This window comes from Pseudomonas syringae (genome assembly GCF_002157375.1).
Classification (GTDB): Bacteria; Pseudomonadota; Gammaproteobacteria; order Pseudomonadales; family Pseudomonadaceae; genus Aquipseudomonas; species Aquipseudomonas syringae_T.
In genome coordinates, this window is record NZ_MTSA01000005.1 from 59717 (window position 1) to 75963 (window position 16247).

The 16247-nt window shown below is 55.5% G+C and carries 12 protein-coding genes; 8 read left to right on the forward strand and 4 right to left on the reverse strand.

Annotated features, from left to right (window positions below; genetic code table 11):
* Positions 1-32 precede the first annotated feature (32 nt).
* Positions 33-1343, reverse strand: a complete 1311-nt coding sequence (locus BW686_RS07335; protein ID WP_084915687.1) for a tyrosine-type recombinase/integrase — start codon at positions 1341-1343, stop codon at positions 33-35.
* Between the two features lie 2346 nt (positions 1344-3689).
* Positions 3690-3947, reverse strand: a complete 258-nt coding sequence (locus BW686_RS26425) for a hypothetical protein (RefSeq protein ID WP_057430696.1) — start codon at positions 3945-3947, stop codon at positions 3690-3692.
* 198 nt (positions 3948-4145) lie between these two features.
* On the opposite strand from BW686_RS26425, the gene BW686_RS07350 reads away from it, so the two are divergent.
* On the forward strand, positions 4146-4331 hold the full coding sequence (locus BW686_RS07350) for a hypothetical protein (protein ID WP_084915689.1): 186 nt from the start codon (positions 4146-4148) through the stop codon (positions 4329-4331).
* Between the two features lie 4 nt (positions 4332-4335).
* On the forward strand, positions 4336-4530 hold the full coding sequence (locus tag BW686_RS07355; protein WP_256898310.1) for a hypothetical protein: 195 nt from the start codon (positions 4336-4338) through the stop codon (positions 4528-4530).
* 969 nt (positions 4531-5499) lie between these two features.
* Here the strand turns inward: BW686_RS07355 and BW686_RS26430 are convergent.
* Together BW686_RS26430 and BW686_RS07375 are read right to left on the reverse strand one after the other, a co-directional pair.
* A complete protein-coding gene (locus tag BW686_RS26430) occupies positions 5500-5757 on the reverse strand; it encodes a hypothetical protein (protein WP_057430696.1) in 258 nt (85 codons plus the stop codon).
* Positions 5758-7298: 1541 nt separating this feature from the next.
* Positions 7299-8624, reverse strand: a complete 1326-nt coding sequence (locus BW686_RS07375; protein ID WP_084915690.1) for an NAD(P)/FAD-dependent oxidoreductase — start codon at positions 8622-8624, stop codon at positions 7299-7301.
* 585 nt (positions 8625-9209) lie between these two features.
* Here BW686_RS07375 and arnB point away from each other — a divergent pair.
* The 6 genes from arnB to arnE are packed head-to-tail and all read left to right on the forward strand — an operon-like array spanning position 9210 to position 16227.
* Entirely contained in the window at positions 9210-10358 is a 1149-nt protein-coding gene (gene arnB, locus BW686_RS07380; protein ID WP_084915691.1) for a UDP-4-amino-4-deoxy-L-arabinose aminotransferase, read from the forward strand.
* Positions 10355-11368 carry an undecaprenyl-phosphate 4-deoxy-4-formamido-L-arabinose transferase gene (gene arnC, locus BW686_RS07385; protein WP_084915692.1) on the forward strand — a complete coding sequence of 338 codons (1014 nt, stop codon included), beginning with the start codon at positions 10355-10357 and terminating at the stop codon, positions 11366-11368. Before arnB ends, arnC begins: the two co-directional genes overlap by 4 nt.
* On the forward strand, positions 11365-13356 hold the full coding sequence (gene arnA, locus BW686_RS07390; protein WP_084915693.1) for a bifunctional UDP-4-amino-4-deoxy-L-arabinose formyltransferase/UDP-glucuronic acid oxidase ArnA: 1992 nt from the start codon (positions 11365-11367) through the stop codon (positions 13354-13356). Before arnC ends, arnA begins: the two co-directional genes overlap by 4 nt.
* Positions 13356-14237 (forward strand): 4-deoxy-4-formamido-L-arabinose-phosphoundecaprenol deformylase, encoded by an 882-nt coding sequence (gene arnD, locus BW686_RS07395; protein ID WP_084915694.1) that lies wholly within the window; start codon positions 13356-13358, stop codon positions 14235-14237. The genes arnA and arnD overlap by 1 nt, the downstream gene beginning before the upstream one ends.
* Positions 14234-15886: a lipid IV(A) 4-amino-4-deoxy-L-arabinosyltransferase gene (arnT, locus tag BW686_RS07400; protein WP_084915695.1), complete on the forward strand. Its 1653-nt coding sequence runs from the start codon at positions 14234-14236 to the stop codon at positions 15884-15886. The genes arnD and arnT overlap by 4 nt, the downstream gene beginning before the upstream one ends.
* Positions 15883-16227 carry a 4-amino-4-deoxy-L-arabinose-phosphoundecaprenol flippase subunit ArnE gene (gene arnE, locus BW686_RS07405; RefSeq protein WP_084915696.1) on the forward strand — a complete coding sequence of 115 codons (345 nt, stop codon included), beginning with the start codon at positions 15883-15885 and terminating at the stop codon, positions 16225-16227. Before arnT ends, arnE begins: the two co-directional genes overlap by 4 nt.
* Positions 16228-16247: the final 20 nt, after the last annotated feature.

The window sequence follows — 16247 nt, forward strand, 5'->3', positions numbered from 1 at the left end:
TGAGTGGCTTCTCTACCTTGCACCAGTGAAGATTACCCTCTGTCACGCATACCGATTTTCTTGACGGATCGACTGCGTTCTTGGTCGTGCGAGTGGTAATAGACATTCTGAGTGGTGCTGAGATTACTGTGGCGCAAATCCATCTGCAGATCCTTGGCACTACGCAGCGGCGCATCAAATGTGGCTGCTGTGTGCCTCAGCCAATGGGCAGAAGCAGCCTTAAGGCTATTCATCTCATGCTCTTCGCGCTCCTCATCGCGCATTCGCGCCAAAGCGTTGTCGAAGACTGATTGGAGGAGGGCGCGTACTTGTCGCCCTGATAGTCCTGAGCGACCTCGAAGAGTCATCAGCAGAGGTGTCTGCTCGTTCCATTCTGGCAACGGCGGAAGGCCAACAAACCGGCGGTAGCGCTTCAGGTACTTGGAGACGTACTCATCTCTGACTGCGACCTTGCCGGCTTTGTTGCCTTTGCCGATGACGTGGTACCACCAGTTTCCTTCTTCGTCCTGTCGAAAATCGCCCATGACCGGGTGCCAGTTGGGCCTGCCGACGATATCTGAAACCCGAAGGTACATGGCGAAGAGGGTAGCTAAGATGAACAGCGTCCGCTCGTGCCGTTCAGGCTCGGCGAGCGCCATCTGTTCAGCGGTTTCCAGAACGTAGTCCCATTGAAGAGGCGTCAACGCGCGATGAGCGCCTTCTTCCTGCGGGGTGCTGCGAGTCTGCCCCTTTTTTTTGATCATCCGAAACGGATTGGCAGCGGCGGCTCCGTCTTCGACCAGATGCTCGAAAAAGCGGCTACTGATTGAGTACACCTGATTGATGGTGCCTTGGGACGCTTGGTAGCTCGCGGGTACTACCACCCCTGAGGGCTGATCGCAGCATCCCTTCTCATGATGAGTAGCTTTGGAAGATTTCAGGCTGAATGGCCTCCATTTGTCGTTCGGCATAACCAAATCGCCCCACGTTGACTCTGTGTGGCTGCTGGAGACAAACCGTCCGCGAACAACCGGGCCAATCCAGTCCGCCGGCGGGTTTCGGCAGAATTCAAGATAGTCCTCAGCGTCTTGGCGCTTGAGCTGAGCGAAAGGTTTGCGCTTAACAAGCATCGACCATAGGAGCAAACGTTCCACATGCGTGCGGTAAGACGTAAACGTGAAACTGTTGTCCGAGAATGACCTCAGAAAACTACGTGCCGTCAGGTAACCCTTGTGTGCCTCTACCTCGGGTTCGAATGAGTCCAAGTAAACTCGGACACACACCATGCCAGGCTCAGGCAAACTGAAGTCCTGATCAATAAAGATCTCATAGGACTCGAAGATGGGCCGTGGCAGCTGAGGCATTAGAAAGATTTACCAAGTGGTTAGCTTTGCGAGAAACTTCCAGTATTGGCAGTAACTGGAAGTTGGAAGGGTGCGTATCACAACCCTGCTCTCGCCATCCGCTGATTAATAGAATGATTGTTTAACAATGGGCGATAGTAGCGCTCTACGTACTGGCGCGCAACTCCACTCTTGAAATTTCATGACGCTTAGATGGTTGATAGAATTCGACAGCAAGCCTTGACTTGCATCTTTAGCTGTACTAGCTGTATGGCCTGATATACTCAATTGTTCGGTTTAAAACTATATTGTCGATATGGTTATTTATTCGTGGGCTCAGTTTTGCCAAGCGTTTTTTAATTGCAGGGTTTACTTGTTAATTGAGCGTATCAATTCGGGTGTCTGCATTACTCTACTTTGACGTAAATTGAGTACCGGGACTGCCGGGAGGTTGGGGTTGGCTTGGGAGCACGCCTACGGGTTGGCTTGCCTATGCGGACTCCGGGTGCTGGCTGGCGGCTGGCGGGGACAGCCTAAGCGTTACGCAGGTTCTATCGACAAAATTGGAGCGGCCCGCCGCGTAAACCGACCGCAGTATCAGCGAGCATTCGGCTATGGCCGGCGAGGCCCATTGCAGATAAATGCAGTGGGTTACAGAGTTGAATTTCGGCTTTCAGTGCACGACGGTAAATTGTGCAGGCTTATGTGCTTTAAGCGTATTTACGTATGTTTACGTTGATGGATCTGTAGTGACTCTCACTCATCGGATATTGCATCGGCCGCAACTGCAATGGGCTCTTGATGAGTAAAGGTGTCGAGCAGGTTTTCTTTGCATTGCGAACAGCTCAATCACATTTCACCGGAATGAATTTCTACAGGTTTTCGCAATTAACGTTTCTACAGGTTTGTGAACAATAAACTTTTCTACAAGTTCTTGAAAAAATGCCGTTTCTACTTGTTGTTGAATAAACAGCCCTTAACTACCCAGATTCACTAGAGCGCGTGCGTGGAAACGAGGTGGTCGAGCGGTAATCCTGAGCTAACTCCTAGCGTGAGAATGTTGATTGAGCGCGTCAGTACTTACTGGGCTGACGTAGCTTCGGAGGTGGCGCTGTCAGCGCAGAAAAACAGCCTGTAGCCCCGCACAGCGAGGCTTCCGGGCGCGAGGGCTGCTTGGATACCAATCCAGCGACTGAACCAGCTGACGTTTCTCCGAGTAAGTGAAAGGTGGGCGTTTATCTTCGTTTGTGAAAATCGGGCTGGAGGCCATGAAATACGAGCCTTTCAGGCTATTTTGGGGGAGTAGATGCGGGCGCGACCATTCTGGTAGTTTTTGCAAAAAAGGGCTACGCCGCAACTCGGCGTAAATTCGGACTGAAACCCGATAATCTTCATGTATAACAACAGGATAGCTCGGCTTTTGGTGTCTACAGGTTTTTGCAAGATTGACGCGCTGTGCAAACACATCAAGACCGCTGGAGGTCACGTCTGACGCGGGGTTCAAGGAAGGCCGGGGTGGTTTTCTACTAGTTTCGCGAACGCTTCAGCGTGCTCGGCAAGAAGCCAGGAAGGGGATCATTTGTTCGGCGATATGCGGCGCTAACTGCGAGAAAGTTACAAACAGATAAAATTTAACATAATATACATTATGCGTACCTATGGGTTCGCATGCTGCGTCGTTATGCTGATCAATTGATCGTGCGCGCTGTGCGGCTGCTGTCAGAAACCACAGTGAAGCTGGCGCCTTTCGAGGCTGGCGTTTGTGTACCTGGGGTTGATGTGGACGAATGAGAGGATGAAGGATTCGGTCCAGCGGCGGCGGCTCGTCGCTCTGCACCGAGCCACTTCTCGCCACCGCCGCTGGACGATGAGAAAAGACAGGCAACGGTACGTTGCTGACCAGGGTAATGCAGTTCAGCCACACAGCCGCCATTGTGATGTGGATCTAGGAAAATACAGCGACAACGGTTAAGGCTGAAACAGGTACGTATTCATCGTCTGAACCATCATCAGGACGAAGAAGTAGCTGAGATTCAATACCATGGCCTATGGCACCGACTTGAAAGCCAACAACAACAGCATCGTAAGATAGGCGCTGGACTGAATATTGCTGATCATGCTGGACATGGACATGCCTGCCGAGCAAAGCAGACGGATCAAGGCCAGAGAATGGCGAAAACGAACATGATATTTTTTCACTTTGGAGGGCGGAAAATAGAGGGTGTGAAAACAAAGGGGAGCCCAATAGGCAAGACGGAGCTGTAGTATGTGTATTAGCCATTTTTGATCCTCCACAGATCGGTAATGGTCAGCAGGTATGGGGAGGTGCTACTCCCCTAACCTGCATATCGGCGGGATTGCCAAATATTAAATAAGCGTTTGAGTCCTGACAGCCTCAGTAATGTAGCGCTTAACTTCACGACTCAAAGTCGTATGCTCGGACTTACACAACTCCTCAAAATGAGATTTAAGACGACTGTTGATGCGTAAGGTCAATGTCGTGTCTAAATCGCCAGAGTTTTGAGCCTCACGGACCTTGTAAGGGCCTGTAGATCGATCCTTATCCTTGATGCGATTAGCCTTATCTCGAAACGGAATGATTGGGCTGTTATCGTCTTCGCTCATGTGGAAACCCTGTATGTATTTTGTATAAACAAAGATAATACACGGTAAAAACAAAAAGGCAATTTTTTAAAAAAAGACGAATTGGCGGGGAAAAAGAGCACTGTTTTAAAAGGGAAAATACAAAAAGTATGCGATTGCATACCAAAGTGGGGGTGTTACAGCACCCCCACCCGGCCGGCAAAAATCGCAGGAGGCGTGATGCACTGGATACTGGCGATAACGATGGCAGGATCAAGCACAGCGACCGTAATGAAGACCTACAGCACGGAAAGCGAGTGCAGAAAAGCACAGGAAGAGTTTTTCAGGGGAAAAGACGGAAAAACGCAGTACAGCGGCGGATGCTTCCGAGAGGACAGCAAAGTACTGAAAATCCTGCAGGACTGAGACGATGCAAAAAGCAAAGGCAATACTGGTGTACAGAATCGGCGAAACGCTCTCAGAAGAGCTTTGGGAGTCGCCGCAAGACGACGTTCTGCGCCGGTTCGGGGAAGAGCTGATGCGCTTGAGCGGAATCTGCGTGCATTGCGGTGGTGAAGACGATGAATGCCAGGCTTGCAACGGGACTGGCATCGAGCGCGACTGAGGACGTGCTGCAAGTACGAGCCTCCGGGACCTGACCACCTCAGTGCTGTGCGTTATTGGTCCGTTGCGGTAAAGCATAGTGATCATGGCGCGAAGTCAGATCAGGCGGGGCCTGAGAGCATCACACGCGATCAGGAGAGGTGGTGCCACGCATAATTGACGTTATGGATAAATCGATCGCCGGGGGCTGCGCAATGGTCCCGACGATCGATTCTGGCCGTTGGCCGCAAGTACCATAACGTCCACACATTATGCGTACCTATGGGTTCGCATGCTGCGTCGTTATGCTGATCAATTGATCGTGCGCGCTGTGCGGCTGCTGTCAGAAACCACAGTGAAGCTGGCGCCTTTCGAGGCTGGCGTTTGTGTACCTGGGGTTGATGTGGACGAATGAGAGGATGAAGGATTCGGTCCAGCGGCGGCGGCTCGTCGCTCTGCACCGAGCCACTTCTCGCCACCGCCGCTGGACGATGAGAAAAGACAGGCAACGGTACGTTGCTGACCAGGGTAATGCAGTTCAGCCACACAGCCGCCATTGTGATGTGGATCTAGGAAAATACAGCGACAACGGTTAAGGCTGAAACAGGTACGTATTCATCGTCTGAACCATCATCAGGACGAAGAAGTAGCTGAGATTCAATACCATGGCCTATGGCACCGACTTGAAAGCCAACAACAACAGCATCGTAAGATAGGCGCTGGACTGAATATTGCTGATCATGCTGGACATGGACATGCCTGCCGAGCAAAGCAGACGGATCAAGGCCAGAGAATGGCGAAAACGAACATGATATTTTTTCACTTTGGAGGGCGGAAAATAGAGGGTGTGAAAACAAAGGGGAGCCCAATAGGCAAGACGGAGCTGTAGTATGTGTATTAGCCATTTTTGATCCTCCACAGATCGGTAATGGTCAGCAGGTATGGGGAGGTGCTACTCCCCTAACCTGCATATCGGCGGGATTGCCAAATATTAAATAAGCGTTTGAGTCCTGACAGCCTCAGTAATGTAGCGCTTAACTTCACGACTCAAAGTCGTATGCTCGGACTTACACAACTCCTCAAAATGAGATTTAAGACGACTGTTGATGCGTAAGGTCAATGTCGTGTCTAAATCGCCAGAGTTTTGAGCCTCACGGACCTTGTAAGGGCCTGTAGATCGATCCTTATCCTTGATGCGATTAGCCTTATCTCGAAACGGAATGATTGGGCTGTTATCGTCTTCGCTCATGTGGAAACCCTGTATGTATTTTGTATAAACAAAGATAATACACGGTAAAAACAAAAAGGCAATTTTTTAAAAAAAGACGAATTGGCGGGGAAAAAGAGCACTGTTTTAAAAGGGAAAATACAAAAAGTATGCGATTGCATACCAAAGTGGGGGTGTTACAGCACCCCCACCCTCGCCGCTCCAAAATCGCAAAAGGGCACACAGCATGGCAGACGCAAAATCGGTACGAATGTACGCAATCGGAGAAACGCTCTCAGAGGAGCTTTGGGAGTCGCCGCAGGATGATGTTCTGCGCAGGTTCGGGCAGGAGCTGATGCGCTTGAGCGGGATCTGCGTGCATTGCGGTGGTGAAGACGATGAATGCCAGGCTTGCAATGGGACTGGCATCGAGCGGGACTGAGAACGTGCTGCAGGTACGAGCCTCCGGGACCTGACCACCTCAGTGCTGTGCGTTATGGGTCCGTTGCGGTAAAGCATAGTGATCATGGCGCGAAGTGGACTCACAGAGGGCCTGAGAGCGTCACACGCGATCAGAAGAGGTTGAGCCACGCATAATTGACGTTATGGCTAAATCGAACGCCGGGAGGCTACGCAATGGTCCCGGCGATCGATTCTGGCCGTTGGCCGCAAGTACCATAACGTCCACACATTATGCGTAACAATGTGTTACGCATTGAGGGCGCCACCTTTCAGATTTCTACAGCTAGAAACCATCTTTTCCATCACCTGGGTCAGCCTTGACTTAAACCTGAGCAAAACCTCCATCCGCGAACATTCCGCTACCCGTTACAAGCCTCTTTCATCTGACGCCAAAAAAAGCTGCCGTTACGACATCTTCTGGCTTGCTCATACGCCCAAGTGGCAAATGCGCGATCATTCCGTCGACACTGACATCGTGCAGACCTGTCGTTGCCGACACCAAATCCAGACCCTGGTGCCGAGATCGGTCCAGGTGAAACCACATTGATGTGGACGCCTGTACCGTTGAGATTGAGTGCCCAGTTCCTGACGAAGTTCGTAGCCTGGCCTTTGAGGCGCTGATGAGGATTACCGAACCCGCAGCCTGCATCAACGGCAGCGCTTCTTAGTGGTGAACAGCGTGCCTTTGACATGGGCATCAATGGAGCGATGAAAACCCTTGGCTATTTATGACCTGACGCATAACACCCATCGTTGCTGCAAATCAAGGCTTGCGATTGGCAACGTCACGAATACGGTATGATCCAACAGTTCAAGGCGTTAGGGCGTGATGACGTTATCGGGTGTGAAGACTTTCAGGTAATACCGTCCCCCTACATCATCGTTTAAACAGTCCTTCGCAATCGCACAGGGACCTTATGTTTAGAGGCTTCAACGCCTGGGTAGGCTGTTGAACGCCTCAATGAATGTCGTGCATTTGCCCTCTTCCATCTTTAAGACCCTGCCTGATATATAACTCAACTAAATGACGATTTAGTTGAGTTATATATCACCCTCTGCAAAAACACTCTTCTGGTCAATGCCCTGCTTGCTGTCTGATTCAACAGCAAGCAGGCAAGCATTTAAAAGTCTGCAACCTTGCCCCAAGCCGACGCCTTGAAGCGATCAGGGTGATACGGGGCGGGATCGACAAGAGGCGTAACGCCGCTGACGATGTCGGCAATCAGGTGGCCCGCTCCCGGTCCGATGCCAAAACCGTGGCCGCTGAATCCGGCTGCCAGCACAAGGCCAGGCAAGCTGGCCATTTCACCAATGCCGGGAACGCCGTCCGGCGTGCTGTCCACGTAGCCCGCCCACGAAGCCTTGACCGATGACTCTTTCAGCAACGGAATCAGCTCCACCGCACGCTTATAGGTGAGCTCTACAGCAGACGCGTCCGCCTTGGGATCGAGGATTCGCATCTTCTCCATCGGCGTTGGCTCGTCCAGACGCCAGCGTTTCCAGCTTTCATGGCCCGCGCGCAGACCTTCAAATCCGCCAGGCGCCAGATTGCGCCACCTGCGTTGAAACATCGGCAGGAAATTCATGGCGAAGCCCAGCAATTGCGGCGTGATGTCCACGCGCCCTCTCCCACTGATTGCCAACGTATAGCTGCCATCGAATCGGCGCGTCATGGACACGCCCGCTGTGTGCAATGCGCTGGGTATTTCTTGGCGCGGAGGTGAAACCGAGAGCACGGTCTGGCGAATAGTGGCTTGCGGGAAGCGGATGCCGTACTGGCGGCAGAACGAAGATGCCCAGGCACCGGCGGCGAGGACTGCAACAGGGGTACGAATGGTGCCTTTTTCGGTGACGACCGCGCAAAGTCGACCGGCTTGGGTCTCGATTCCACGGACAGCGCAGCCCTGATGCACCGTGCCGCCCAAGGCCATGATGGCGCGAGCGACTGCCGGGGCTGCTCGTGAAGGGTCGGCAATGCCATCAGAGGGTGAAAACACCCCTCCTTTCCATTGTTTGCCCGTGACTTTGGCTCGCTCAGCGGCTTGTTGCGCGGTAAGCATATAGGTCTCGACGTTGACGGTGCGTGCAAACTCACCCCAACGTGCCCACCCGGCAAGCTCTGCTTCGTTATTGCTGAGGTAAAGCAGGCCGCAGCGCGTGAAGCCTGTCTGCTCGCCTGTATCTGCGCCGAACTGCTCCCACAATTCAAGGCTTTTGGTGGCCATCGGAAGCTCGCGGGCGTCTCGATTCTGCTGCCGGCACCAGCCCCAGTTACGACTCGACTGTTCAGCCCCGATACGGCCCTTTTCGACCAAAGCGACCTTCATGCCGCGTTTGGCAAGGTAATAGGCAGTAAACGCACCAATGATACCGCCGCCAATCACGACCACATCTGCGTCTGTCGGCAGATCGGGAGAGGTTTCCACAAGCGTCAGGGGTGCTGGCATATTCTGAATATCCGTTGAGGGTCGGGAAGCGTCACTCGATGCGTGTGCATCATGGGTTTATTACAACACCATGACGCCATACAAAACGGGTTAATCGCAGGCCTGCGCTGGCACAAACCACTGTTTGACGCGCCCGCCCCGGCAAACTATGCCGATGAAAAAGCTACCGTGTAAGGCACGCGGCGCTTGTCAGGTGGGCAGCCGTGTTCCGTTGACGGCCCGGCCATCCTCACACTTTTAATACAGCCAATACACACTCAGTAGTATCACGACCAACCTGAACTTTAGCTGTCCACACCTAATGAGTTAATTTAAATTAAAACGCCACATTAATAATTTTACATAGAGCCACTGCCACATTGCCACCGATATAAAATCCGCCCTACCCTACGGCCATCGAACGGTAACGCATTACGAAAAACCAACCTATTTTCAACGCCATTTTTATAGGGTGCCGACTAACTTCGCGGTGTCCGTTTTCGCCACACGTTGTTTCTGATGTCTGGCAATGACGCTCTATATTCGCCGGTCCGTTCTATTCACTGTTCATGCAGTATTCATACAGCGTACATGAGGAAGAAATAAATGCGTCAGGCCTTTCTTGCTTTTTCGCGACCGTCCGTGGGCGATGAAGAAATTGCTGCGATGACGCGCGTACTTCGTTCCGGCTGGATCACCACCGGCCCGGAATGTCAGAAGCTCGAGGAGCAATTCGCTGAACGGGTCGGCGCTCGACATGCTGTGGCACTGTCGTCAGCCACCGGGGCGATGCATGTCGCGCTGCTGGCGCTGGGCGTGGGGCCAGGTGATGAAGTGATCACACCGTCGCAAACCTGGGTATCGACGGCGAACATGATTTGCCTGCTGGGGGCCACGCCGGTTTTTGTCGATGTGGACCGCGACACACTGATGACCAGCGCTGCGTTGATCGAGCGTGCCATCACCCCGCGAACCAAAGCCATTGTGCCGGTCCATTATGCGGGCGCAGCGTTCGACCTGGACCCGCTTTATGCGCTGGCCAAACGGCACGGCATAGCAGTGATCGAAGACGCGGCCCATGCCGTTGGCACCGGTTACAAAGGCCGTCCGGTGGGGCGTCAGGGCACGGCCATATTTTCGTTTCACGCGATCAAGAACATGACCTGTGCCGAAGGCGCAATGTTCGTCACCGATGACGCACTGCTGGCTGATCACGTGCGTCAGCTGAAATTCCACGGGCTGGGCGTGGATGCCTACGATCGCTTGACGCTGGGCCGAAAACCTCAGGCTGAAGTCATCGAACCAGGCTTCAAATACAACCTGGCAGACATCAACGCCAGTATCGCGCTGGTGCAATTGCAGCGCCTGGACGCCATCAACGCCAGGCGCCAGGTACTCGCCAATCACTATCTCGAGCGCCTGGCCACAAGCCCCGTGCTTCCTCTTGGCCTGCCGCGCTATGCACAACAACACGCCTGGCATCTGTTCATCCTGCGCATTGATCCCGAACGTTGCGGGCTTGATCGTGACGCGTTCATGCAAGCCCTCCAGGCCCATAACATCGGCACAGGCATTCATTTCATCGCCACTCATTTGCACAGTTACTACCGCCAGCGCTTTCCCGATGTTTGCCTGCCCGACACCGAATGGAATTCATCGAGGCTGTGCTCCATCCCCCTGTTTCCCGACATGACCCTCGATGATGTCGATCGGGTTGTCAGGGCCATTGAATCGACCGTGGAATCCAGCCAGTGAGACCGTACCCCATCAACTTCGTGTCGATCGTCATCCCGGTCTACAACGAACGGCAAAGCCTGCCAGAACTGCTGCGTCGAACTGAATCCGCGTGCCGGCAATTGAACCACGCGTTCGAAATCGTGCTGGTGGACGACGGCAGCCGCGACGACTCGGCCGACATTCTCCAGCAGGCCGCCGAGCGCGATGACAGTCCCTTCGTTGCGGTGATCCTGAACCGGAACTACGGTCAGCACGCCGCGATCATGGCCGGATTCGAGCAGTGCAAAGGCGATGTGGTGATCACCCTCGACGCAGATCTGCAAAACCCACCCGAGGAAATCCCGCGGCTGGTGACCCTAGCCGAACAAGGGTACGACGTTGTCGGCACGGTGCGCAGCAATCGTCAGGACTCTGCCTGGCGACGCTGGCCTTCCAGGCTCATCAATCTGGCCGTGCAGCGTTCCACCGGCGTTGCCATGAGCGATTACGGCTGCATGCTGAGGGCTTACCGGCGCACGATTGTCGACGCGATGCTTGCTTGCCGGGAACGCAGCACCTTCATCCCGATTCTGGCCAACAGTTTCGCGCGGCACACCACTGAAGTGCTGGTCGAGCATGCCGAGCGTGAGCACGGGGATTCCAAATACAGCCCGATGCGGCTGGTCAATCTCATGTTCGACCTGATCACCTGCATGACCACCACGCCCCTTCGCCTGCTCAGCATCATCGGTTTCAGCATGGCGTTGCTCGGCGGTCTGTTCGCGACCCTGTTGATTGTCTTACGCCTGATATTCGGTGCGACATGGGCTGGCGACGGCACCTTCGTACTGTTTGCCGTGCTGTTTGTGTTCACCGGAGGCCAGTTCATCGGCATGGGACTGCTGGGTGAATACCTCGGCCGGATGTACAGCGATGTGCGCGCACGTCCGCGCTTCTTTATCGAAAAAGTGGTGCGCAGTTCATCCGAGATTGCGACCCAAAGCGTTGATTCTTCCGTCACTCCCTACATGAACAAGGTTGCGCCATGAGCCCTAAAGCTGTCGTCTTTGCTTATCACGATATTGGCTGTGCCGGTTTGCAGGCATTGCTGGACGCGGGTTACGACATTGCGGCGGTGTACACCCATGCCGACGATCCCGGAGAAAACACCTTCTTCGGTTCAGTGGCCAGACTCTGCGCGCAGCACGGCATTACCGTGCATGCGCCTGAAGACCCGAACCATCCGCTGTGGGTCGAGCGCATCGGCACGCTGGCGCCGGACTTCATCTTTTCCTTCTATTACCGACAACTTCTCGGTGATCCGTTGCTGGCCTGTGCGAAAAAAGGAGCTTTTAATCTTCACGGCTCGCTATTACCCCGCTACCGAGGACGGGCGCCGGCCAACTGGGTGCTGGTAAACGGCGAAATCGAGACCGGCGTGACCCTGCACCAGATGGTCAAACGTGCCGACGCAGGCCCGATTTTCGCGCAACAACGGGTCTCGATCAGCGACACTGATACAGCGTTGACGTTGCATGGCAAACTGCGCGAAGCCGCCACTGACCTGCTTTCCGAAACACTGCCATTGCTCGCCCAGGACAAGCTGTCCGGCACCCCCCAGGACGAATCCCGGGCGACCTGTTTCGGTCGACGCACCCCGGCTGACGGCCTGATCGACTGGTCGCTCCCGGCCTCGCGCCTGTATGACCTGATTCGTGCCGTTACGCAGCCTTACCCCGGCGCGTTCTACCCGGTGGGCGACAACAAGCTGATCATCTGGGCCGCCAGAGTGGAGCCGCATAATGGCGGTGAAGCGCCAGGCACCGTCATCAGCCATGATCCTCTGCGTATCGCATGCGGCAAAGGTTCGCTGGTGATCAGTGCCGGACAACGTGACGACAACGGCCTGTACCTCAGCGGCGCTCAATTGGCTCGCGAGTTCGGGCTTGTGGAAGGGTCCCGGTTACTCGACACGGAAAAACGCCGCCCGGTTCGCCGCACTCGCGTGCTGATACTGGGTGTCAACGGTTTCATCGGCAACCACCTGTCAGAGCGCCTGCTGCAGGATGATCGTTACGAAATCTACGGCATGGACATCGGTTCGGACGCCATAGAACGTCTGCGTGCAAAACCGAACTTCCACTTCATCGAAGGCGACATCAGCATCCATACGGAATGGATCGAATACCACATCAAGAAGTGCGACGTGGTATTGCCGCTGGTGGCCATCGCAACACCCATTGAATACACACGTAACCCCTTGCGGGTGTTCGAGCTGGATTTCGAAGAGAACCTGAAGATCGTCCGCTACTGCGTGAAATACAACAAGCGCGTGATTTTCCCGTCGACGTCCGAAGTCTATGGCATGTGTCAGGACGAAAGCTTCAACGAGGACACGTCAAACCTGGTGGTCGGCCCGATCAACAAACAGCGCTGGATCTATTCGGTTTCCAAGCAACTGCTGGACCGCGTGATCTGGGCGTATGGGCAGAAAGGCCTGCAGTTCACGCTGTTTCGTCCGTTCAACTGGATGGGGCCGCGTCTGGACCGGCTGGACTCGGCACGCATCGGCAGCTCCCGGGCCATTACCCAGCTGATTTTGCACTTGGTGGAAGGTACGCCGATCCGGCTGGTGGATGGCGGCGCGCAAAAACGCTGTTTTACAGATGTCGCCGACGGCATCGAGGCGTTGGCGCGAATTATTGAAAATCGCGCTGGGCGCTGTAACGGTCAGATCATCAACATCGGCAACCCGGACAACGAAGCCAGCATCCGGCAATTGGGTGAAGAACTGTTGCGTCAGTTTGAAGCGCATCCGCTGCGTGAACACTTCCCACCGTTTGCCGGTTTTCGAGATGTCGAAAGCCAGTCGTTCTATGGCAAGGGTTATCAAGACGTCAGTCATCGCAAACCGAGCATCGACAATGCCAGACAGTTGATCGATTGGGCGCCGGGTATCGAGCTGAGCACAACCATCGGCAAAACCCTGGATTTCTTTCTTCGGGAAGCCATGACTGAAAAGGCGGGCCAGCGCTGATGCAGGCAGGCCTGAGAATTGATGTCGACACTTATCGTGGCACGCGAGAAGGTGTGCCAAGGCTGCTGGAAATACTCGACGAAGCACAGGTCAAGGCGACGTTTTTCTTCAGTGTCGGCCCCGACAACATGGGACGCCATCTCTGGCGTCTCGCCCGGCCGCAGTTTCTCTGGAAGATGCTCCGCTCTCGGGCGGCCAGCCTGTATGGCTGGGATATTCTGCTGGCAGGCACTGCCTGGCCGGGCAAACAGATCGGCCGAGACCTTGGCCCGCTGATGCGCCGGGCTCTGGATGCAGGCCACGAAGTCGGGCTGCATGCCTGGGATCACCACGGCTGGCAGGCCAATGCCGGGCACTGGAACGATACGCAACTGACGGCACAGATACACCGAGGCGTCGATTGCCTGAGCCACATTCTGGGCCATCCGGTGACGTGCTCCGCAGCGGCCGGCTGGCGTGCCGACCAGCACATTGTGCAGGCCAAACAGGCGTTCGGCTTTCGTTACAACAGTGATTGTCGCGGCGCCTCCCTGTTCCGCCCGGTGCTGGCAGACGGCAGCCTCGCCACGCCGCAAATCCCCGTGGACCTGCCGACGTTCGATGAAGTGGTCGGCCCTCACCTGCAGGCCGACGCGTTCAACGACTACATTCTGCAACGCTTTGCCGAGCATCGGCTTAACGTCTATACCCTTCACGCCGAAGTCGAAGGCATCATCATGGCCGACGCCTTCAGGCAGTTGTTGAAGCAGGCCCGGAGTCAGGGTATCCACTTCAGACCGCTGGGCGAGTTGCTACCCGCCTCCCTCGAACAACTGCCCCCCGGGCGAGTCGTTCGAGGTGTGCTCGCAGGCCGTGAAGGCTGGTTGGGGGTGCAGCAATGATAGAGCGCAGAACGCGTGACATCGCACTGCTCATGCTGTTTTTTGCGTTGGCCTACCTGCTGCCGCTCGGCTCCCACGGCCTGTGGATTCCCGATGAAACCCGCTACGCCCAGATCAGCCAGGAAATGCTTCACAGCGGAAACTGGGTGGCCCCGCACTTCATGGGCTTGCGCTATTTCGAAAAACCCGTTGCCGGTTACTGGTGGATCGCTTTCGGGCAAGCGGTGTTCGGCGAGAACCTGTTCGGTGTCCGGATCGCTTCGGCATTGAGCACCGGCCTGAGTGTCGCCCTCGCCTACCTGCTGGCGGCAAAGATGTGGAACGACCCACGCAAAAGCTTCGCCAGCGCGCTGCTGTTGATGAGCTTCGGTTTCGTTGCCGGTCAGGCCGGCTATAGCAACCTTGATCCGCAATTTACGCTCTGGACCAACCTGACCCTGGTGTCGTTCTGGTACGCCATCCACAGTGTCGGTCGGGCACGTCTGACGGCTTGGACGCTGATCGGTGTGGCGTGTGGCATAGGGTTCATGACCAAGGGATTTCTGGCCTGGGTGTTGCCGGTGATCGTCGTCCTGCCTTACATGCTGTGGCAGAAACGTCTGGCCGAGCTGTTCAGGTTCGGCCCCCTTGCGGTATTGATCGCCGTCGCGATCAGCCTCCCGTGGGTCTGGGCGGTGCATCAGCAAGAGCCTGACTACTGGCACTACTTTTTCTGGCACGAGCACATCCGGCGCTTCATCGGGAACAACGCGCAGCACGCCGAACCCTGGTGGTTCTACCTGCCACTGCTGATCGTCGCCTGCCTGCCGTGGGCCTTGCTGCTGCCGACGACGCTGAAACAGGCGTGGCAACAAAAGCACCAGACCGACACCGCTTTCCTGTGCCTGTGGTTGTGGGTGCCGCTGGTGTTTCTGAGCCTGAGCAAGGGCAAACTGCCGACGTACCTGCTGCCCTGCCTGCTGCCTCTGGCCTTGCTGATGGCGGATGCGCTGGTTACCCGCCTAAGGCACGGCCGCAGTACAGCGCTGCGTGCCAACGGAATAGTCAATGCAGCGGCAAGCCTCATCGCTCTTCTGGCGCTGTTGTACCTGCAATGGAAACAACCGGTGTATGAAAATGAACCGTCGCACCTGCTGTTGGCGGTTGTCGTGCTGGTCGGCTGGATGCTCGCCAACGCCCTTCAAGGGCTTCGTCCGCTGACTTTCTGGGCAGCGCCGGCCATCGGCAGCTGGTTGCTGATTGCCACGCTGCCGGCAGCGTTGCCCGATGACGTGGTGTACAACAAAACGCCAGACTCGTTCGTGTCCAGGCATCAGACGGAGCTGGCAGCCAGTACGCATTTACTGAGCAACGACCTGGGCGCCGCCTCGGCTCTGGCGTGGCGCCTGGGGCGGCCGGAAATAACCCTGTTCAACACTTGGGGCGAACTTGAGTACGGTCTCGGCTATCCGGATGCAGAGGGTCGCGAGGTACGTCTGCAGGATATCGATGCCTGGATGACCAAGGCCCGACGCGAAGGTCAGGTCGGCGTCATCATGCGTGGCAAAAGCGACGAAGAGCTGAGCGAGCTTGAGTCGTTGCCCGAAGGGGCCACACGCTATGACGAAGGCAACCTGGTCATTCTGATTTACGGGCAGTCCGCGTCATGACAGGGCTGCTGCTGATAACGGCGTGCCTGCTGACGTGCCTGGGCCAGATTGCACAAAAAAAAGCGGTAGAGGACTGGCGTGGAAGGTTCCCTGGCGCGCTGGCCGCACTGTGCTCGAGATGGCTCTGGCTGGCGGTTGCCTGCCTCGGCCTCGGCCTGCTGACCTGGCTGATAGTGTTGCAGCACATGGAAGTCGGCGTCGCGTACCCCATGCTCGGCGTCAACTTCGTGCTGATCACCCTGGTGGGCCGTTTTGTTTTCAAGGAGCCGGTGGACCCTCAACACTGGCTGGGCATTGTGCTGATTATCGGCGGCGTGCTGTTGCTGGGGCGTCAGGCATGAGCCGCCGCGACGCAACACTG